The sequence below is a fragment of the Pseudomonas berkeleyensis genome, assembly GCF_014109765.1.
Taxonomy (GTDB): Bacteria; Pseudomonadota; Gammaproteobacteria; order Pseudomonadales; family Pseudomonadaceae; genus Aquipseudomonas; species Aquipseudomonas berkeleyensis.
The window spans coordinates 4,016,983-4,035,780 of sequence record NZ_CP059139.1; the positions used below are offsets into that span (position 1 = coordinate 4,016,983).

General features: G+C 61.5%; 19 protein-coding genes and 1 pseudogene. 10 read left to right on the plus strand and 10 right to left on the minus strand.

The genetic code is table 11. The annotated features are described in order from the left end of the window. Positions 1 to 72: 72 nt before the first annotated feature. The 5 genes from HS968_RS18595 to dinG all read right to left on the minus strand — a co-directional run bounded on the left by HS968_RS18595 (position 73) and on the right by dinG (position 6,202). Positions 73 to 1,194, minus strand: a complete 1,122-nt coding sequence (locus HS968_RS18595) for a sugar diacid recognition domain-containing protein (RefSeq protein ID WP_119693091.1) — start codon at positions 1,192 to 1,194, stop codon at positions 73 to 75. Positions 1,195 to 1,372: 178 nt separating this feature from the next. Further along, positions 1,373 to 2,020 carry a pyridoxamine 5'-phosphate oxidase gene (pdxH, locus tag HS968_RS18600; protein ID WP_119693092.1) on the minus strand — a complete coding sequence of 216 codons (648 nt, stop codon included), beginning with the start codon at positions 2,018 to 2,020 and terminating at the stop codon, positions 1,373 to 1,375. Positions 2,021 to 2,096: 76 nt separating this feature from the next. Further along, a complete protein-coding gene (locus HS968_RS18605; RefSeq protein WP_119693093.1) occupies positions 2,097 to 2,747 on the minus strand; it encodes an OmpA family protein in 651 nt (216 codons plus the stop codon). A gap of 69 nt (positions 2,748 to 2,816) precedes the next feature. Then, positions 2,817 to 3,962: a serine hydrolase domain-containing protein gene (locus HS968_RS18610; RefSeq protein ID WP_119693094.1), complete on the minus strand. Its 1,146-nt coding sequence runs from the start codon at positions 3,960 to 3,962 to the stop codon at positions 2,817 to 2,819. Positions 3,963 to 4,057: 95 nt separating this feature from the next. Next, the gene (gene dinG / locus HS968_RS18615) at positions 4,058 to 6,202 is read right to left on the minus strand and encodes an ATP-dependent DNA helicase DinG (protein WP_119693095.1); all 2,145 of its coding nucleotides are present in this window, start codon (positions 6,200 to 6,202) and stop codon (positions 4,058 to 4,060) included. A 130-nt stretch (positions 6,203 to 6,332) separates the two neighbouring features. Between dinG and HS968_RS18620 the strand changes: the two genes are divergently transcribed. Then, entirely contained in the window at positions 6,333 to 6,797 is a 465-nt protein-coding gene (locus HS968_RS18620; RefSeq protein ID WP_106736632.1) for a CopD family protein, read from the plus strand. Between the two features lie 96 nt (positions 6,798 to 6,893). Here the strand turns inward: HS968_RS18620 and HS968_RS18625 are convergent, their stop codons facing one another. From HS968_RS18625 to HS968_RS26420, 3 genes and pseudogenes are all read right to left on the minus strand, one after another. Beyond that, the gene (locus HS968_RS18625) at positions 6,894 to 7,655 is read right to left on the minus strand and encodes a collagen-like protein (protein WP_119693096.1); all 762 of its coding nucleotides are present in this window, start codon (positions 7,653 to 7,655) and stop codon (positions 6,894 to 6,896) included. Beyond that, positions 7,648 to 7,953 carry a DUF1145 domain-containing protein gene (locus HS968_RS18630; RefSeq protein ID WP_119693097.1) on the minus strand — a complete coding sequence of 102 codons (306 nt, stop codon included), beginning with the start codon at positions 7,951 to 7,953 and terminating at the stop codon, positions 7,648 to 7,650. The genes HS968_RS18625 and HS968_RS18630 overlap by 8 nt, the downstream gene beginning before the upstream one ends. Before the next feature lie 293 nt (positions 7,954 to 8,246). Next, positions 8,247 to 8,600 (minus strand): annotated as a pseudogene (locus tag HS968_RS26420) (OmpA family protein); the annotation flags it as partial. A gap of 442 nt (positions 8,601 to 9,042) precedes the next feature. Between HS968_RS26420 and HS968_RS18640 the strand changes: the two are divergent. From HS968_RS18640 to HS968_RS18650, 3 genes are all read left to right on the plus strand, one after another. Beyond that, positions 9,043 to 9,540: a DUF6231 family protein gene (locus HS968_RS18640; protein ID WP_106736636.1), complete on the plus strand. Its 498-nt coding sequence runs from the start codon at positions 9,043 to 9,045 to the stop codon at positions 9,538 to 9,540. Between the two features lie 4 nt (positions 9,541 to 9,544). Further along, the gene (locus HS968_RS18645) at positions 9,545 to 10,027 is read left to right on the plus strand and encodes a YchJ family protein (protein ID WP_182368047.1); all 483 of its coding nucleotides are present in this window, start codon (positions 9,545 to 9,547) and stop codon (positions 10,025 to 10,027) included. A 72-nt stretch (positions 10,028 to 10,099) separates the two neighbouring features. Continuing rightward, complete coding sequence (locus tag HS968_RS18650; protein ID WP_182368050.1) at positions 10,100 to 11,221, plus strand: hypothetical protein; 1,122 nt, start codon at positions 10,100 to 10,102, stop codon at positions 11,219 to 11,221. An 82-nt stretch (positions 11,222 to 11,303) separates the two neighbouring features. Here the strand turns inward: HS968_RS18650 and HS968_RS18655 are convergent, their stop codons facing one another. Continuing rightward, the gene (locus tag HS968_RS18655) at positions 11,304 to 11,864 is read right to left on the minus strand and encodes a hypothetical protein (protein ID WP_182368053.1); all 561 of its coding nucleotides are present in this window, start codon (positions 11,862 to 11,864) and stop codon (positions 11,304 to 11,306) included. Positions 11,865 to 12,055: 191 nt separating this feature from the next. Here HS968_RS18655 and HS968_RS18660 point away from each other — a divergent pair, with 191 nt between their 5' ends. The 4 genes from HS968_RS18660 (at position 12,056) to HS968_RS18675 (ending at position 15,858) form a co-directional block, all read left to right on the plus strand. After that, positions 12,056 to 12,553, plus strand: a complete 498-nt coding sequence (locus HS968_RS18660) for an LEA type 2 family protein (protein ID WP_170965184.1) — start codon at positions 12,056 to 12,058, stop codon at positions 12,551 to 12,553. 18 nt (positions 12,554 to 12,571) lie between these two features. Beyond that, a complete protein-coding gene (locus HS968_RS18665; protein ID WP_182368056.1) occupies positions 12,572 to 12,766 on the plus strand; it encodes an SEC-C metal-binding domain-containing protein in 195 nt (64 codons plus the stop codon). 7 nt (positions 12,767 to 12,773) lie between these two features. Beyond that, entirely contained in the window at positions 12,774 to 13,235 is a 462-nt protein-coding gene (locus HS968_RS18670) for a DUF2489 domain-containing protein (protein WP_182368059.1), read from the plus strand. A gap of 109 nt (positions 13,236 to 13,344) precedes the next feature. Beyond that, positions 13,345 to 15,858: a penicillin acylase family protein gene (locus HS968_RS18675; RefSeq protein ID WP_182368062.1), complete on the plus strand. Its 2,514-nt coding sequence runs from the start codon at positions 13,345 to 13,347 to the stop codon at positions 15,856 to 15,858. A 266-nt stretch (positions 15,859 to 16,124) separates the two neighbouring features. On the opposite strand, the gene HS968_RS18680 is transcribed toward HS968_RS18675, so the two are convergent. Beyond that, on the minus strand, positions 16,125 to 16,817 hold the full coding sequence (locus HS968_RS18680; RefSeq protein ID WP_182368065.1) for an NUDIX hydrolase: 693 nt from the start codon (positions 16,815 to 16,817) through the stop codon (positions 16,125 to 16,127). 140 nt (positions 16,818 to 16,957) lie between these two features. Here HS968_RS18680 and HS968_RS18685 point away from each other — a divergent pair, with 140 nt between their 5' ends. Beyond that, on the plus strand, positions 16,958 to 17,602 hold the full coding sequence (locus HS968_RS18685) for a nicotinamidase (RefSeq protein WP_119693106.1): 645 nt from the start codon (positions 16,958 to 16,960) through the stop codon (positions 17,600 to 17,602). Next, positions 17,599 to 18,798, plus strand: a complete 1,200-nt coding sequence (pncB, locus tag HS968_RS18690) for a nicotinate phosphoribosyltransferase (RefSeq protein WP_182368068.1) — start codon at positions 17,599 to 17,601, stop codon at positions 18,796 to 18,798. Before HS968_RS18685 ends, pncB begins: the two co-directional genes overlap by 4 nt.

Consider the following 18,798-nt stretch of genomic DNA (forward strand, 5'->3'; position numbering starts at 1 on the left):
CAGACCCTGTGCGCCCGCACCAAAAGACAAGAGCCTTGAACGAGTCATTTAGTTCAGGCGCACAACACTCCTTCAACCGGGCTCATCGCCCTCGGCGCCCAGCAGGCCCAGCCCCAGGGACAACTGCAGGCGCTGATCGAAGCGATTGAGGTCGAGCCCACTCAGCTCGCCAATGCGCTCCAGGCGATAACGCAGGGTATTACGATGAATGCCCAATGCCTGGGCGCAGGTTTGAATCTGGCCATCATGGGCGCACCAGGCTTCCAGCGTGGCCCGCAACGTGCCTTGTGCATCCTGAGCCAGAACCTGACGCAACGGTGCCAGCCACCCCTGCAACAACCAGCTGTGGCGTTGCGCATAAAGCAAGGTGGGCAGGCGCAGCTCCTCCAGTGACAACAGGCGACGCCGTGGGAAGCGCGCCTGCCCATAGGCCTGCAGATCACGCAACACCAGGCTGGCCTGACGCAATTCGGCAAGATCGCTCAGAGGATCGCTCAAGGCCATGGAACGCACGCCCCATTCGCGCTCATCAGCCTGGCTCAACCAGGCCTGATCATCGCGACTGGCGTTATAGGGACGACACCAGAGCAATTCATTACGCCCCAGCGGCGCCACCAGATGCTCGCTCTTGCCTCCAAGCGCCGCCAGCAGACGCGCCTGGCGCGGCAACGGGTCGCCCTGCTCCACCAGACGCAGCAGGCACATCTGCCGGGGCCAGCCCAGATTCAGTCCCAGCCGCTCGGCCTCCGCCTCGAGACTGGCCAAGGCCTGTTGCGGATCGAGCAACTGACGCAGCCAGGCTTCCTGCTGATGCCGCTGCCAATGCCGCTCAGCCTGCAACACACGATGCTCCACCAGCATCTCGGCGGCCATGCGTACCAGCTCGGCGTAGGGGCGCACCACCTCGGGATCACCGGTGATGCCGAGCACGCCGATCAGTTGTTCGGCATGACGAAGCGGCAGATTGACGCCCGGTTTGACGCCACGCAGACAGGCCGCCGCCTGTGCATCGATTTCCACCACACGGCGGTTGGCCAGCACCAGTTGCGCGCCTTCATGACGGGTGTGCAGTCGGCTGGGATCACCACTGCCGATGATCATGCCCTGAGCATCCATCACATTGATGTTGTGCGGCAGGATGGCCATCGCGCGGTCGACGATGCGCTGCGCCAGAGTGGAATCGAGTTCGAGCATGAGAAGTGGCTCCGCGACGAGAGCCGGCATTGTAGGCCAGCTACGTGCTCACACTTCGGAAAACCACCCAGAATTGCATCCGCAGCCCTTGCAGGGCGCGCCACGTGCACCAATGACGGTGATGCGATCTTGATTGGTGCGCACCGCGCCGCCCTACAAGGCCGTCATGGCGGGTGCATCAGGGTGCCAGGCGCTCGCGAATCCAGGCCTCGCCCTGCAGGCGGTAATTGAGCCGGTCATGCAGGCGGCTGGGACGCCCCTGCCAGAACTCGATACGCTCCGGCAGCAGGCGATAGCCGCCCCAGTGAGGCGGGCAATGCGGGGTCTGGTTGAGAAAGCGCTTCTCGGTTTCAGCGAGCAGACCTTCGAGCTCGGCACGATCCCGAATCACCCGGCTCTGCGGCGAGGCCCAAGCGCCGATCCGGCTGCCCAGGGGGCGCACCTGGAAATAGCCATCGGACTCGGCCGCAGTGACCTGCTCCACGCGCCCCTCGATGCGTACCTGACGCTCCAGGCTAGGCCAGAAGAAGGTCATGGCAGCAAATGGACGCACCGCAAGCTGACGCCCCTTGGCACTGTCGTAATTGCTGAAGAAGGTGAAACCGCGCTCGTCGAGGCCCTTGAGCAGCAGTACGCGACAGTGCGGCCGGCCGCTCTCGTCGACCGTAGCCAGGGTCATGGCATTGGGCTCGACCGGCAACTGCTCGGTCTTCACCGCATCATCGAACCATTGACGGAACAGGGAAAAAGGCTCCAGCGGGGCCTGAGTCTCGCTCAGGCCGTCGCGGGTGTAGTCGCGGCGCATATCGGCCAATGTCTGGGTCATGGCAGCTCCTGATGGCAGCTCTAGAAAGCACTTGCGTTTTCAGAGCCACCTCACCAAGTGGGAAATGCCGCCAAGCTTACTCCGACTTGTTCTGTTTTCCTTGATCTACGGCAGCTACCTTGGGTGCATCCTTCAACTCGGCCTTGGCCGGCTGGCTGTACTTGGCGATCAGGCCCTGCATGGTGTCGCGCGAGGTCAGCAGAATCTCCACCCGGCGGTTGAGCGCACGGCCCGCGGCGCTGTCGTTGGCGGCACGTGGGGCATCCGAACCCAGGCCCATGACCTGCAGTCGGTTCTGCTTGAGGCCGCTGAGACGGAAGATCGAGGTCACGGCACGCGCACGTTGCTGGCTGAGGTCGCGATTCTGCGCATCATCACCACTGCTGTCGGCATGCCCGAGCACGACCACAGCGATGTCTTCATCGGTTTCCAGCAACTTGGCGACGCGGGTGATCGGACCAAGGCTGACCGGCAGCAGCATCTGCGGACGATCCGGGTTGAAGGAACCCTGTACCGGCGCGGTGACCACCAGCAGGTTCTCGCGACGCTCGAACTCGAAATGGCTGCCTTTGACCGCTTCGCGCAGCTTGGGCTCGTATTCGTCGAGCCAGGCACGGGTCACTTGTGGTGGCGGCATCACTGCCGGCTTGGCCACTTCCTTCTTTTCCGGGCTGGAGCAACCTGCAATCAGCAGGCAGCAGGTGAAAGCGAAGATCTTGTTGCGCATGAAGCCCCCCAGGGTCTCAGTCGATTCGAATTATTCAAAACACGACTGCCAGGCAGTGTAGACCGGCAGTTACAGGCATTGGGCCAATATCCGCGCTAATTTCTGCGCACGCGGATCCATCAGGACGAACGGTCCCAGATTGTTGATAACGAAGCCAAACGCGACATCGCGCTCGGGGTCAGCGAAGCCGCTGGAACCGCCGGCACCGGGATGACCGAAGGCGTTGCCTCCCAGACCGTAGGTGGCGTTGGCCACCTGCGCCTGATCGAGCATGCAGCCGAGGCCGAAACGGGTCTGAGTCAGCAGCGTCTTGTCTTCACCGACGGCGTGCTCACGGGTCATCTCGGCGAGCAACTCGCTCTCCAGCAAGCGACCATCGAGCAGGCCCGCGTAGAAACCGGCCAGGCTCCGGGCATTGCCGTGCCCGTTGGCGGCCGGCTGCTGCATGCGTCGCCACTCAGGCTTGTTGGTGCTGGTCATGATCGACGGCGGGTTGGTGAACGAACGCGTACTCATGGCAGCGGCATCGCTCATCATCACCTTGAGCAGGCGCTGCGCTGCGGCATCCCCCAGGTTGCCCTTGCCCCGGGCGATATGAGCGACCCGCTCGAACTCGCTGTCAGCCAGGCCGACATGGAAGTCCAGGCCCAGCGGTTTGGCGATACGCGCGGCAATGCTTTCGCCGGGGCCACGCCCCTCGACACGGCGGATCAGCTCGCCGATCAACCAGCCATAAGTGATCGGGGCATAGCCATGGCCTTCGCCGAGCGTCCACCAGGGCGTTTCGGCGGCCAGCGCGGTGGTCATGGTCTGCCAGTCGTAGAGAGCTTCGGCAGGCAGCAGTTGGTGCAGCGCCGGCAGGCCCGCCTGGTGGCTGAGCAGATGACGCAGGGTGATGCGCTCCTTGCCCGCAGCAGCAAATTCAGGCCAGTAACGCGCAACCGGCGCGTCGAGTTCGAGCTTGCCCTCGCCGACCAGTTGCAAGGCGACGACAGCGGCGAAGGGTTTGGTGCAGGAGAACAGGTTGGCGATGGTATCGCTGTGCCAGGCCTGCTGGCCGTCCTTGTCCATCACACCGGCCCAGATATCCAGCACGGTTTCCCCACCGACCTGGACACAGAGCGCGGCACCGCGCTCCTGTGGATCATCGAAGAGACTGGCGAAGGCTTCCTTCACCGCCTCGAAGCGCAAGTCGAAATACCCCTGAACCTGCACAGTTGACTCCTTTGACGAAATTGCGGGCATTGTTCCAGCCAATGCGCCTGTTGGGAACCGCTGGTAATCGACAAAACGCCCGTGGCACGGGCGTTTCAGTGGATTTCCCGACGAAAGGGCGGCAAGGCATTGAGAATCGCCTTGCCGTAACGCTGGGTGACCACGCGACGATCCAGCAAGGTGATGGTGCCGCGATCCTCTTCGGTTCGCAGCAGACGGCCACAGGCCTGTACCAGGCGCAGGGACGCATCCGGCACCGCGATCTCCATGAACGGGTTGCCGCCACGGGCCTCGATCCATTCGGCCAGCGCCGCCTCGACCGGGTCATCCGGCACCGCGAAGGGAATCTTGGCGATCACCACGTGCTCGCAATAGGCGCCAGGCAGGTCGACACCTTCGGCAAAGCTGGCGAGGCCGAACAGCACGCTTTCTTCACCGGAATCGACACGTGCCTTGTGCTTGTTCAGGGTCTCCTGCTTGGACAGGTTGCCCTGGATGAACACGCGTTTACGCCAGTCGCGCTCCAGGCCGTCGAATACGTCCTGCATCTGCCGACGCGAGGAGAACAGCACCAGCGAACCACGACTGCCAGCCACCAGCGCCGGCAGATCGCGAATGATCGCCGCGGTATGCACCGCGGCATCGCGAGGATCGGCCTTGAGGTCAGGCACCCGCAACACACCTGCATCCGCGTGATGGAAGGGGCTCGGCACCACCGCAGTGACCGCCACCTTGGGCAGACCTGCGCGCATGCGGTAACGGTCGAAAGAGCCCAATGCCGTCAGCGTGGCCGAGGTCACCAGGGCGCCGTAGGCGACGCTCCACAGGTTGCGCCGCAAGGTCTCAGCGGCCAGGATCGGGCTCGCATTGACCTCGATATCGAACAACGCGCCACTCTCGGCCAGGGTCAGCCAACGGGCCATGGGCGGACTCTCTTCCGGGTCTTCGGCGGTGAATGCCAACCACAGTTCCCAGTTGCCCTTGGCTCGTGCCATCAGACTGCCGAACAACGGGTACCACTCCTCGGCCTGGTGGCTGGCGACACCCACTGCGCCCTCGCCGTCCATCGCCTCCTTGAGCAGTTCGGTGACGCCGGTAAACAGATCGTTGAGTTTGGAAAAACCTTTCTTCAGCTCCAGTCCCAGCTCGCGAATGTGCTCGGGCACTACGCCACCGACAAAACGGTGGCGTGGGCGCTCGCGTCCTTCCATGTCCTCGCCGGCCTTGAAGTCGGCAATTTCCTCGCAGGCGCTGAACATGAACTGCTGATGACTCTTCAACTCGCGCGCCAGCTCCGGCACCTGCTCGATCAGGCGACCCAGGTCACCCGGTAGCGGATTCTGCGCCAGCAGCTTGGTGAGGTTCTTGTCGATCTGGGTCAGCCAGTCGGCAGTCGAGCGCAGCCGGGTGAAATGCGCGAAGTGACCGATGGCCTTGTCCGGCAGGTGATGGCCTTCGTCGAACACGTAGATGGTTTCGCGCGGGTCGGGCAGCACGGCACCGCCACCCAGCGCCAGGTCGGCCAACACCATGTCGTGGTTGGTGACGATCACATCGACCTTGCCCATGCCTTCACGGGCCTTGTAGAACGCACACTGCTGGAAGTTCGGGCAATGCCGATTGGTGCACTGGCTATGATCGGTAGTCAGTTGGCTCCAGCGCGTGTCTTCAAGTTCTTCAGGCCATGAATCGCGGTCGCCGTCCCATTTGTTACCGGCGAGCTTCTCGATCATCGCGGTAAACAACTTCTGGCCCTGCTCGTCGACATCGATGCGAAAGCCTTCTTCTTCGAACAACTGGGCGGTGGCGCTTTGCGCGGCGCCATCCTGCAACAGGTGGTCGAGCTTGGACAGGCACAGATAGCGGCCACGCCCCTTGGCCAGGGCGAAGCTGAAGTTCAGACCACTGTTGCGCAGCAGATCCGGCAGATCCTTGTGCACGATCTGCTCCTGCAGGGCGACCGTCGCCGTGGCGATGACCAGGCGTTTGCCCGCGGCCTTGGCGGTCGGAATGGTCGCCAGGCTGTAGGCCACCGTCTTGCCGGTACCGGTGCCCGCCTCTACCGCGACCACGGCAGGATCGCCCAGGCGTTTGCCTTCGTCGTCAGACTTGATCGCGCCGAGCACCTTGGCGATCTCGGCGATCATCAGGCGCTGGCCATAGCGAGGCTTGAGCGACTTGGCCTCGAGGAAACGGGAATAGGCGCCCTGGATCTGGGACTTGAGTTCAGTGCTGAGCATGTATTCTGAAACGAAAAAGGCTGGATAAATTTTCAGTATTTCTGAAGCGGTCGCTATCATAGCGCGCCAATCGATCCAGCGCAGAACCCTGTGTCGAAGGATCGTTACAAGAATCGAACGGAGACGCCTGATGACGCCCTACGCCTCGCTCTATGCCCTGCATCTGCTCGCTGCCCTGATCTGGGTAGGCGGTATGTTCTTCGCCTGGATGATCCTGCGTCCCTCGGCGGTCGAAGTGCTGGAAGCACCCGCTCGCTTACGCCTGTGGCTGAGCGTGTTCAAGCGCTTCTTCATCTGGGTGTGGGCCGCGGTGGTGCTGCTGCCGGTCAGCGGCATGGGCATGCTGCAGATGGGCTTCGGCGGAATGCAGGGCGCACCGCGCTACGTGCACATCATGATGGGGCTGTACCTGGTGATGCTCGCCCTGTTCCTGCGCATTCAGGCCCTGCAACTGCCGGAATTGCGTCGTGCGGTGGAGGCGGAGGACTGGCCGGCAGGCGGCGCAGTGCTGGGCAGGATTCGCAAGGTGGTGGGATTCAACCTGCTGATCGGCCTGGCACTGACTGCTCTGGTCGGTATGCGCCCCACTTTCTGAAGCGAGGCGGGCCGAAAGCCGCATGCGGTGGGTGTAGCCACACACTCACCGCCCACTACAGCGCGCGGCACACCCTACGCGACAGAGTCGAAAGGCTCAGAAACGGAAAACCTGCAGCTCACCACTGCGGCCGACACTGCCTTCGCGGCCCGGACGACCATGGCTGCCATCACTGGCACCCTCTACGCCATAGAGCAGGCAGCCCTTGGCAGCACCGCCACGACCGCCACGCCCCGCAGTACCGGCCTCACCGCCAGCACCACCATCGAGCAATACCTGGAGACGCTCGACCTCAACGGCGTGCGAAACTTCCAGGGTGACGTTGCCGCCGGGCGCACCTTCATGACCGTCAGTACCATCCTGGCCATCATAGCCACTGCTGGCGCTGCCCCAGGTGCATCCACCCGGCTGTCCGTGAGCGCCGTCGAGCCCTGCATAGCCAGGCGTGCCACGACCACCGCGAACGTCCAGAGTCAGTGACTCGAAGGTGATCTTATGCAGCTTGAGCTTGATCTCGCGTCCTGCAGTGGCAGGTTTGCTGTATGAGCCCGCAGCCCCTTTGGCGCTGATCCAGGCCCCTTCCCCCACATCGGCATCAAGGATTTCCAGACGCAAGGGTTGAGCGCCAGGCGCAACGCCGATACGCGCTTCACGTCCCATCTGCAGTTCGGCGATACGCAGCTCGGTCACGGCCGCCGGAATCAGCAACGTAGCGTGGTCGGCCACTTCCAGACGATCCAGCTGCAAAGCGCTGGAAGCTGCTGGCAGGCGCATCAGCGTGTTGGAGGAAACCTTGATCTGCGAATCGGCCAGTGCCGTTGTCGCACAGAAACACAGCACAAGCGCCAGATTACGCATGAGCGGCCTCCTCGACTGTCACTGCAACCGGTGCTTCGACTGGTTTATCCACTTTCAGCGGATACAGATGGAAAATGCCGAACAACAGTACCTGGACACGATCCAGCCAGGGACTGCTACGCCCGACCAGAAGCGACGAGAACAACCATAGCTGAAGGCCATGCAGTGACAGCAAGAAGGCAGCCAGCAGGTAGATCAATTGCTCGAACGGGCTGCCCAGCCACTTGGCCAGGGCGGCGCAGAACACCAGCCAGAAAGACAAGGCCAACACCTTGCCCGTGATCATCAATGCTTTCATCCCCGCCCTCGTGCACACGCTTTCTAATAGCGCAGCACGTTAACCGCTCGTGGCGTCGGCCACCAGTACGGAGGAATGTTTTCCATCACTTTCTGTCGCACGCCGAGAACAAACGGCACGCACCATCGGTGAGAGCAGCACGGTCCCAGAGAGAAGACTGGTGGTCATGGCGCTGAACGACGCAGTTGCGCCACGCCCCATCACGGGAGCAAAGGCGTTATCGCGAAGCCGAAAAGAACAGAGCCCGCACGACCTTACGACCGTGCGGGCTCTCGTAGCGGCGTGAAGCAGCCTTACGGCTGAGCCTCGACCTCGGCTTCTACGCGACGGTTGATGGCACGGCCATCAGCAGTGGCGTTATCGGCGACAGGACGGCTTTCACCGTAGCCCACTGCCTGCACGCGGCCAGATTCAACACCATACTGGTTCACCAGCACATCGCGAACGGCGCTGGCGCGACGCTCCGACAGGCCCTGGTTATAAGCATCGCTACCGACCGAGTCGGTGTGACCTTCAACCACGGTGCTGGTTTGCGGGTACTGTTTCATGAAGTCAGCCAGAGCTTTGATATCGCCGTAGCTTTCCTGCTTGACCTGGGCTTTGTCGAAATCGAACTTGACGTCCAGCTCGACTCGCACGGCTTCAGCCGGCTCGGCGACCACGACTTCCTCGACAACCACTTCTTCCTCGACGACAGCTACTTGCTGCGAATCGGCCCCATGAACCCAGCAGTATGCCGCTGCCAAGCCAGCACCGGCAACAGCACCACCGCCTGCCCAGGTAGAGCTTTCGATTGCGCCCAATGCAGCACCACCGACACCGCCTACGGCTGCGCAAGTGGGCCAGTCGGTTTTCTGCAACCCAGCACAACCGGTCAACAGGGTACTAGCCAGAATCAGGGGTACAGCGTTCCTTGTGATACTCATACTTTAGGTCTCCAATGTTCATCGGCCCATAACCGACTCCATAGTAGTAAAGACAGGAGTTTTACAATCCGCCAGCTATAGAAGGTATTGCGCTTAGTTTCTTCTATCTCTAGGCCTATTATCGACGCCACGTTAGTCTTTAGTGACTTTTCGAGGATGTTCGATGACTGCCAGCCTAAGTTCCCGTACACCACAGCAGGCTCTGGCCGCGCTGCTCGCCCGTTATACGCCCGAGAAACTGCTGTTGCTCGGAGCGAGCGAATTACCCGCGCTCAGCGCTTTCCAGAACGCTCATCCGCAGTGTCGGGTCACTACTGCACCAGCTGCTCCGCTGGCGCCCGAAGTGGCCGCACAGCGCTTCGACCTCGCCCTACTGGTCGATTGCCTGGAGCACCTGCCCAAACGCGAGGGTCTGCAACTGCTCGGCGGCATCCGCAACCTCAATGCCAGCCGAGTCGCCGTACTGGTCGACCTGCAGGCCGGCGATTGGCAAGAAACCGACTTCTTCGCTCTAGCCATGCAAGCAAGCGAGCAATTCCAGCGCGAAGGACAGACCCTGCATCTGTTCACCTATGATCTGCTCGATTACAAGCAAGTTCCCGACTGGTTGAACGCAAAGTTCTGGGCCAACCCGGAAAATTTCGGCAAGTACTGGTGGTAACGCGATGAACCCACTCGACCCCAACTGCCCTTGCGGTAGCGGCAACCCGCTGAGCCACTGCTGTGGTCAATACCACGACGGTGCTTTTGCCCCCAGTGCCGAACTGCTCATGCGCTCGCGCTACAGCGCTTATGTCCTGGGCCAGGTGGACTATCTGGTCGCTACTACCCTGCCGGCTCAACAGAGTGCACTGGATCGCACCGCCATGACCGCCTGGAGCGCTCAAAGCACCTGGCTGGGCCTGGAGGTGGAAAGCAGTGATGTATTTGGCGGCCAACCCGAGCACGCTCAGGTCACCTTTACCGCACGCTGGCATGACCAGCAGGGTGAGCACAGCCATCGCGAACGCTCGGCCTTCGTGCAGATCGACGCCCGCTGGTACTTCATCGACCCGACCGTGCCACTGAAAGCCGGACGCAACGACCCCTGCCCCTGCCAGGGCGGACAAAAGTTCAAGAAGTGCTGCGCCGCCTACCTCGGCACCTGAGCCGGGCTGGCACTTACGAGGCTTTCTGCTTGAGTTGAAACGTCCACCCGGACATTCAACAAGGAGAAAGTCATGCACAAGAAGAGTGGTATCGCCATCATCCTGGCCGCCCTGCTCGCAGGCTGCGCCGGTCAGCCCACTGGGCAACAAGGGGAGCGTGTCGACCTGGGGGATAGCCAACGCGTCAGCCGGCTATTCGCCTATCCGAACAACTGTAGCGTGATCTGTTACCGCGACTGGACGCTGGAACAGACCGTACAACACTACCTGGAGCAGAGCCTCAAGCGGGACGGCTACGCTCAGGCCAGCGTAAAAGTGCTGCGCAGCGGCGAACGTATTCAGGCTTACTTCGAGGGCACTCCGCCGGGCTATGGCCAGCCACTGCAGCAATTGCTGGATTCCGGCGACCTCGCCTACCAGGGTGCCAGCCAACTGAACAAGGATGGCAAGTGGCAGTACAACTGGTACTTTTTCCTGCCATTGGGCATGGCCCTGGAAAATCGCAAGAGCGTCGAACTGCTGCACTTCCCACCTGACTACTCTTTGACTCAGGCTCAGGACTACCTACGCTCCAGCACCACGGATCGCTGGGCCGCGTTGCTCAGCAGCAACGGCGTACCGCCAGAGCAGACACCGGCTTACCAGACCATCGTCGATATCGCGCCGATTGCCGCCCCCGCCAACGCCGGCAGCGCACTCGAAGGCGTCTACAACTATTTCAACCGCTATCAACAACGCATGGTCGTCGAGCTGAGCGCAGGCAAAGGCGACGGCACCTTGCCCATGGTTGCATTCGGCAGCCCGGTACGGAACTGGATCAAGCAGCAATACGGCGTATCGCTTGCAGTACTTGGCCTGGGTCAGATCACTGCAGCCCCCGGCCAGCAGGTTTCAGTCCTGGGAGCCAATCATCCCAGCTACATCTGGTATGCAGCCGATCCCGCCAACAATCAGGGCAGCGAGGACAAGGCCAATGCGACCGGAATCAAGGTCATGGGACAGGATCTGAGCGCAGCTTGCTGGCAGGCTGGCATGGGCCAGCAACCTTCACGCGATCCGAAGCAGACCCTCGATGGCTGCACCCAGAAATGGCAGGTGACGGACAAGCTGCAGACCTGCGAGCTGTTCTTCGTGACAGTGCGCAATCTCAAACCTGAAGAAGCCGAAGCCAAGTGCAAGAGCCAGGCGGGCTGACCACAAGGCCGGCGATCACATAAAAACGCCGCGACTGAGCAAACCAGTCGCGGCGCTTCCTGATGTTCAGCCGGGCTACTACTTATTCCTGCAATTTCAGGTGCGAGGTATCGGGCGGCGGTGCAGCAGCCGCGGCCTTGGCCTGGCCCATATCACTGCCGACCGGCGCCAGACTGAACTGGGACAGATCGACTTGCGGTGCCGCTGCATCCGGCCTGGCATCCTGCAGATCGCTACCGACCGGGGCGATACCGAAATCCGGTGCATCCACCTCACTGAATGCAGCCATGTATTCGTCCCGCGGTGCCACCTGCAACCGACCGGGGCGCGCGGCCTGCGCCGCTACAGATGCCGCGGGAGCAGACACTGGCTCGACCGGAGGCGGCGGCGCCAGCTCGACCTCTTCGATCAACACATCCATGTCGACCACATCGACCAGAGCACCGGCTCGCTCCAACGTAGCCCGGTATTTCTCGGCGCCGGCCGCATCCAGGTTGTTCTTGATCACGATACGCCGCCCGGAAAACAGCTGAGCGATGCGCTGGGCATCGGCCTGGAACAGCTTGGCCAGATTGGCCTTGACCAGCTCCAGCTGGGCGCCCGGCACCAGCTGCCCGGAAAAGGCGATCTCGTAACGGCTCATGGTCACACTCCTGTCCTATTCGGCCATCAGTATGGCGCAGGTTTTTTTGCGCTGACACCGTCGGCTTCTCATCCCGACCTCGCAAAGTCTTCCCAATGCAAGTAGCGACAGTATCGCCTTGAAAATAATGGCATCTTCCCGGTTGCAGCCAAGCAGTTGCTTGTTACACTGGGGCGCAATGGGGGTATGAAATGTTTTCTCAGGCGCAAATGATAAGAATTATCAGCCTATTGATGTTTTTCGGCCTGACCTTTGGCCTCGCAGGATGCTCTACCTGGATGACAGGTGGATTCAAGGACCCGGATGTCCAACTCATCAAAGTTGATGTCATCAAGGCCAGACTGCTCGAACAGGAGTTCCGTCTGCGCTTTCGTATCGACAACCCCAATGGGGTAAGCCTTCCTGTGCGCGGGCTGGACTATAACGTCCACCTCAACGGCATCCTGCTTGCCGAAGGCCACTCCAATGAGTGGTTCACCGTTCCCGCTCACGGCCACCACACGTTCGAAGTTCCAGTACGCACCAACCTCTGGCGCCATGTCAGGCAGGTGGTGAAGATGCTGGAAAAACCCGACACACCGATCCGCTATACCCTCAAGGGTGAAGTCAAAACCGGCATGTTGTTCGGTCGAAGCGTGCACATGTCGCGCAATGGCGAGATAATTCCTGGCGATTTCATCCCCGAATAACCAGTAAGAGCAACTGCCATGAGTAACCAACCCCACGTCCACGACCCTGACTGCGACCATGACCACGATCATCATGATCATGGCCATGTGCATGGCCCGCATTGCAATCACGCTCATCAGGAGCCCGTTCGCAACGCACTGAAAGACGTCGGTCGCAACGATCCCTGCCCTTGCGGTAGCCAGAAGAAGTTCAAGAAGTGCCACGGCGCCTGACCAGCCGATGAGCACTCTCACCCTCTCCCTGTTACTCGGTCTGGCGCTGATCGCAGCGCTGGGCCTCTATGCCCTGTACCTCTGGCGCCGTGTCTGGGCTCAGCAGCGAGCCCACAAGGAAGCGGCTCAGGCACGCCAGGAAAGGCTCGGGGGAGACCTCGCTATCCTCGCCAGCAGCCTGCTGGATGAACAACTGCCGTTGATCGAAGGCGCCATTCGCATCAAGGTGTTGCTCGACAACTACGACAGCGGCCTGAGCAATGATCCTCGCTGCCAGGTGTTTCATCAGCTTTTCGAGGCGACAGCCGACGTTCCCACCCACACCGCCTGGAAGGCTCTGGACAAGGGCGACAAGCGCCGCTTCGAGCAGCGGTTCAGCGAGTTGGAACAGCAGCACAAAGTCCCTGCCCATACCGCTGCACGCTGGCTTCTGGATGAAGGGCTCAAGCGCGCACCCGCAAACGTCTGAGCCCCTCTTGCCAGGCCTGCATTGCCTCTTTACCTTGGCGACTTCATGGCTGGCCACTCACTGACCAGCCCGTATGCCCCGTCCTGATCGTATTCCAAGGAATTTCGCCATGCGCACGCTGGCCTGCCTGACCCTTGCAGTTTCACTGACCGGCCTTGCCGGCTGCCAGTCTCTGCTCAATAGCCGCTATGCCGACAGCGTGCCGCCGACTCGCGGCGTGGAGCGCGTCAAAGGCATCGCCGAGAGCGCATCGGTCAGGCGCAACGCCCTTGGCATGCCACTGATCGAGTCGGGTACGTTCCATGACGCACTCTTTACCCTCGGCTACGTGCATGCGGGTGATCGCCTCAGCCAGATGGTCGGCATGCGCCTGCTCGCCCAGGGACGCCTGGCGGAACTGACCGGGCCAGGTGCGCTGGAAATGGATCGGTTCATGCGCGCGGTGAACCTGAAGAAGAGCGCGGAAATCCTCTACGCCGACGCATCGCCACGCCTCAAGCGCTTCTTCGAGGTCTACTCGCGCGGCGTCAACGCCTACATCTTCCGCTATCGCGATCGTCTGCCGATGGATCTTGCCGAGGCCGGCTATCGCCCCGAATACTGGAAGCCCGAGGATTCGGTACTGCTGTTCTGCCTGCTCAATTTCGGCCTGGCGGTGAACCTGCAGGAAGAGATCGCCGCACTGACCATGGCCCAGCAAGTTGGAGCTGACAAGCTGCCTTGGCTTCTGCCGATCTACCCCGATGAACCCCTGCCCTTCGCCGAGGCGGAAAAACTCGCGGGCCTGGATCTCAAAGGTCAGTTGCCTGGGCTGCAGGCAATTTCCCGAACCGCCGCGCAGATCGCCGAGCAACACATGCTTGGCGTTGCCGCCTCGAACAACTGGGCTATCGCACCCGAGCGCAGCCGAGGCGGCAAAAGCCTGCTGGCCAACGACACTCACCTGCCGCTGAGCATGCCTTCGCTGTGGAATTTCGTGCAGATCCGCTCGCCCAAATACCAGGCCGCAGGAGTTTCCCTGGCTGGCGTACCGGCCGTCGTGGCCGGCTACAACGGCAAGCTGGCCTGGGGCATGACCATGGTCATGGGTGACAATCAGGACATCTACCTCGAACGCATCCAGCGTGAAGGCAGTCGTCTGATGTACCAGGCCGACGGCAAATGGCTACCGGTCATGGAGCGCCAGGAAACCTTCTTCATTCGTGGCCAACGCCCCATCCGCGAAACGCTCTATGAAACCCGCAATGGCCCGCTGCTCAACTCGGTACTGGGTGAGCGCAAGCACGCCCTGCAACCGCTGCAAATGCAGAGTGGTTATGGCCTGGCGCTGAAGACCACCCAGTTCGAACGTGACAAGAGCCTCGATGCCTTCTTCGACCTGTCCCGGGCGCAGTCGGTGGACGAAGCCTTCGAAGCCGCACGGGAAATCCGCGCCATGCCGCTCAACATCGTCTTCGCCGACGCTCAGCACATCGGCTGGCAGGTAACCGGTCGCTACCCGAACCGCCGCGAAGGCCGCGGCCTGCTGCCCTCTCCCGGCTGGGACGAGCGCTACGCCTGGGACGGATTCGCCGACCCGATGCTGCATCCCTACGACCAGGATCCACCACAAGGCTGGCTGGGCACAGCCAACGAGCGCAGCGTGCCACCAGGTTATGGCATGCAGCTGTCGAGCTCGTGGTATTACCCTGAGCGCGCCGAGCGCATCGCCCAGCTGGCCGGCAACGGTCGCCACGATGGCCGCAGCATGATCGCCATGCAGTACGACCAGACCTCGCCCTTCGTCGCCAAACTGCAGACCATGTTCAACGACCCGGCCATGCACGACTCGCTGCGCCAGGCCATTGCCGCCCTGCCGGCCGGCCAACGCGAGCGCGCCGATGAAGCGCTGAAACGCCTGCTCGCGTTCGACGGCAAGCTCACCGCCAGCTCGGCAGATGCAGCCATTTACGGCGCCTTCCTGCATGAAAGCGCACGGCAGATCTTCCTCGACGAACTCGGCCCGGACACCAGCCCGGCCTGGAAAGCCCTGGTGGAAACCGCCAACACCTCCTACTCCGCGCAGGCCGACCATCTGCTCGGCCGCCCGGACAGCCCGTTCTGGGACGACATCCGTACCCCGGAGAAAGAAGACAAACCGGACATTCTCGCGCGCAGCCTGGCCGCCAGTATCGAACTGCTGGAAAGCCGCCTGGGCAACGAACGGCGCAATTGGCAGTGGGGCAAGCTGCACACCTACGAATGGGTAACCGACACCACGCGCATGGCGCCGTACATGAGCGCCAGCCAACGTACCAGCATCAATGCACTGAAAGGTTATCTGGATCGCGGCCCCTACCCTGCTGGCGGCGACCACAGCACGCTGAACGTCTCGGCGTACGCCTGGGGCCAGGACTTCAATACCGCCCTGATCCCCGCCATGCGCATCGTCGTCGACTTCGCCGCCGACGAACCGCTGGTCGGGGTCAACAGCTCCGGCCAATCGGGCAACCCGGCCAGCCCGCACTATGCCGACGGCATCGAGTCCTGGCTGAAAGGCGGCTACATGAGCTTCCCATTCAAGTCGCAGAATCTGGACAAGGTCTATGGCAACCAGCGCCTGCTGTTGATGCCGGGCAAGTGACGACCGTTCGTCGGGCGGCGCTGAACCTTTCGCTCAGCGCCGGACTCTGAATAATCGACTTACTCCATAGATCATCGTTTTAAGGCGCCTTTGGCGCCTTTTCTTTTGCCTGAAGAAAAGATGGCATTTGCGCATTGCGCAGTGAACTTTCCAACCGATACAGGTTCAGAACCTATGCATCGATTGAAATGCTCCCCTGGCGCCTCTGGCGCCTATTTTTTTGCCTGCGATTTCTCGCCTCGCTCCCCTTCATAGCCGCGCAGCCATCAGGCCAACAAGCTGCGGTCGAAGATAAAGGCGCCTGCTGCCACTGGCCGATGCTCCAGCAGATTCTGCGGCCGCCCCATCTTCGGGTAGTTCTTCTTGCCAGTCTCGCTGATCCAGCCTTGCGCCTTCATGCGTTCCAGTCGCCCGCGCAGCGTGGTGTGCTGTACCGGTTGGCCCAGACAGGCCTGGAACGCGCACAAAGCCTCGGTAACGGTGAAACGCGACGCCAGTAGATAAAGCGGCAGCGAGCTATACACCGACTTACCCTGCAAGCGCTCGAAAGCCAGACGAACCAACTGCGCATGATCGAAAGGCAGCGCCTGCTGACCTGTCATCAGCCCCTGCAGATCGACGAAACGCAGGTTGTCATCAGGAGGTATCGCGTCCGGCGCCAGCAGTGCCAGATAACAGGTACTGAGCGACCAGCCACGCGGGTCACGCACGCCATTGCCCACCGTCGCCACCTGCTCCAGATACTGCGGCTGCAGTTTCGCCTTGTCGGCCAGCGCTCGTGCCGCCGCAGCATCCAGGCTGACGTCAGCGCAACGACCATTGACCAGCACCCCGGGCAACGCCCATTGCCCCGCGAAGGGTTCGCGCCCACGACGTACCAGCAGCACCTGCAACGCGCCCTCCTCACTCAGGCGCAACGCGACGATATCGACCCCCGCCAGAACTTCTGCAGCACTCATCTGGGCCTCCCGGCCTCCATGACATATTTCATCTTGAACAATAACCCAGGTTTTTTCATCTCTGTTCGTGAGGTATCACTTGACTACATATTTCATCTAATGAAATATGTAGTCACTCCAAACGAGAAAGGAGCCACGCCATGAAGATTGCCAGTTTCGATGTCGATGCCCAGAAAGGCTTCACTCCGCTGTGCCCGAACGAGCTTCCGGTACCCGATGGCGACAGCATCGTTCCTGCGCTCAACCAACTGGCCAGCCGTAGCCAACTGCGCATCGGCAGCAAGGATGCCCACAGCCCGAAGGCCGCCTGGGTAGTCGACAATCACGCCGACATGCTGCAGTTCCTGCCCATGGCCAACGCCGACCTGACCTGGGTCAGCCACTGCGTACCCGGTACAGTGGGCTTCGAATTGCTCGACGACCTGCCCGCACCGCTGGATTACGACTACTTCGTGTGGAAAGGCGTGGAACCGGATCTGCACCCTTACGGCGCCTGCTATCACGACCTGGCCGAGAAGCGCAGCACGGGCGTGATCGAATTTCTCCGGCAAAATGGCGTCGACCTGATACTGGTGGGCGGCCTGGCACTGGACTACTGCGTCAAGACCACCGCCCTGCAACTGCGCCGCGCCGGATTCGAAGTGATCGTTCACCTGCCAGCCTGCCGCGCCATCGCCGACGACACCGCCCAGACAGCCTGTCGCGAGATGCAAGACAGCGGCATTACCCTGACTACCAGCCTGGAACAGCTGGATACGGCCCTGGCCAAGGAGACCCAAGGATGAGCAACAGCATCTTCGCCGACCGCATCGTGCAGAACCTGCTCGATACCGATTTCTACAAGCTGACCATGATGCAGGCGGTGCTGCACAACTACCCCAACGCCGAAGTCGAATGGGAGTTCCGCTGCCGCAACGCCGAGGATCTGACGCCTTACCTGGCCGAAATCCGCTACCAGATCGAGCGCCTGAGCGAGTTGAGCCTGACCGTCGATCAACTCGCCTTCCTCGAACGCATTCCGTTCATCAAGCCGGACTTCATCCGCTTCCTCAGCCTGTTCCGCTTCAACATGCGCTATGTGCACACCAGCATCGAAGACGGCCAGTTGAATATCCGCCTGCGTGGCCCCTGGCTGCACGTGATCCTCTTCGAAGTCCCACTGCTGGCCATCATCAGCGAGGTGCGCAACCGTTACCGCTATCGCGAAGTGCTGCTGGAGCAGGCTGCCGAGCGCCTGTACGAGAAACTCGACTGGCTGCGTGCCGAAGCCACTGACGACGAGCTGGCCGGTTTCCAATTGGCGGACTTCGGCACCCGCCGGCGCTTTTCCTATCGGGTTCAGGAGCAGGCCGTACGCATCCTCAAACGCGACTTCCCGGGACGCTTCGTCGGCACCAGCAACGTACACCTGGCCCGTGAATTCGAACTCAAGCCGATTGGCACCATGGCCCACGAATGGCTGATGGCCCACCAGCAACTCGGCCCGAGGCTGATCGACAGCCAGATCGCCGCGCTGGACTGCTGGGTACGCGAGTACCGTGGCCAACTGGGGATCGCCCTCACCGACTGCATCACCATGGATGCTTTCCTGGGTGATTTCGATCTGTACTTCGCCAAACTGTTCGATGGCCTGCGCCACGATTCGGGCGACCCGCTGGCCTGGGCCGAGAAAGCCATCGCTCACTACGAGAAGCTGGGCATCGATCCCATGAGCAAGACCCTGGTGTTCTCCGACGGCCTCGATCTGCAGAAGTCGCTACGGCTCTATCGTGCACTTTCCGGGCGAATCCACGTAAGCTTCGGCATTGGCACCAACCTGACCTGCGACATCCCCGGCGTCGAACCGATGAACATCGTGATCAAGATGATCGCCTGCAACGGCCAACCCGTAGCGAAGATCTCCGACACGCCGGGCAAGACCCAGTGCCGCGACGAGAACTTCGTCAGCTACCTGAAACACGTCTTTCGCGTCACCCAGTGA

Bases quoted from the DNA above. Each gene is read 5' to 3' on its own strand.
- HS968_RS18685 (WP_119693106.1), top strand. From the start codon at position 16,958: ATGAAGATTGCCAGTTTCGATGTCGATGCCCAGAAAGGCTTCACTCCG.
- HS968_RS18670 (WP_182368059.1), top strand. From the start codon at position 12,774: ATGAGCACTCTCACCCTCTCCCTGTTACTCGGTCTGGCGCTGATCGCA.
- HS968_RS18665 (WP_182368056.1), top strand. From the start codon at position 12,572: ATGAGTAACCAACCCCACGTCCACGACCCTGACTGCGACCATGACCAC.
- HS968_RS18630 (WP_119693097.1), bottom strand. From the start codon at position 7,953: ATGAAAGCATTGATGATCACGGGCAAGGTGTTGGCCTTGTCTTTCTGG.
- HS968_RS18660 (WP_170965184.1), top strand. From the start codon at position 12,056: ATGTTTTCTCAGGCGCAAATGATAAGAATTATCAGCCTATTGATGTTT.
- HS968_RS18675 (WP_182368062.1), top strand. From the start codon at position 13,345: ATGCGCACGCTGGCCTGCCTGACCCTTGCAGTTTCACTGACCGGCCTT.
- HS968_RS18620 (WP_106736632.1), top strand. From the start codon at position 6,333: ATGACGCCCTACGCCTCGCTCTATGCCCTGCATCTGCTCGCTGCCCTG.
- pdxH (WP_119693092.1), bottom strand. From the start codon at position 2,020: ATGACCCAGACATTGGCCGATATGCGCCGCGACTACACCCGCGACGGC.
- HS968_RS18605 (WP_119693093.1), bottom strand. From the start codon at position 2,747: ATGCGCAACAAGATCTTCGCTTTCACCTGCTGCCTGCTGATTGCAGGT.
- HS968_RS18680 (WP_182368065.1), bottom strand. From the start codon at position 16,817: ATGAGTGCTGCAGAAGTTCTGGCGGGGGTCGATATCGTCGCGTTGCGC.
- HS968_RS18650 (WP_182368050.1), top strand. From the start codon at position 10,100: ATGCACAAGAAGAGTGGTATCGCCATCATCCTGGCCGCCCTGCTCGCA.
- dinG (WP_119693095.1), bottom strand. From the start codon at position 6,202: ATGCTCAGCACTGAACTCAAGTCCCAGATCCAGGGCGCCTATTCCCGT.
- pncB (WP_182368068.1), top strand. From the start codon at position 17,599: ATGAGCAACAGCATCTTCGCCGACCGCATCGTGCAGAACCTGCTCGAT.
- HS968_RS18655 (WP_182368053.1), bottom strand. From the start codon at position 11,864: ATGAGCCGTTACGAGATCGCCTTTTCCGGGCAGCTGGTGCCGGGCGCC.
- HS968_RS18595 (WP_119693091.1), bottom strand. From the start codon at position 1,194: ATGCTCGAACTCGATTCCACTCTGGCGCAGCGCATCGTCGACCGCGCG.
- HS968_RS18625 (WP_119693096.1), bottom strand. From the start codon at position 7,655: ATGCGTAATCTGGCGCTTGTGCTGTGTTTCTGTGCGACAACGGCACTG.
- HS968_RS18640 (WP_106736636.1), top strand. From the start codon at position 9,043: ATGACTGCCAGCCTAAGTTCCCGTACACCACAGCAGGCTCTGGCCGCG.
- HS968_RS18645 (WP_182368047.1), top strand. From the start codon at position 9,545: ATGAACCCACTCGACCCCAACTGCCCTTGCGGTAGCGGCAACCCGCTG.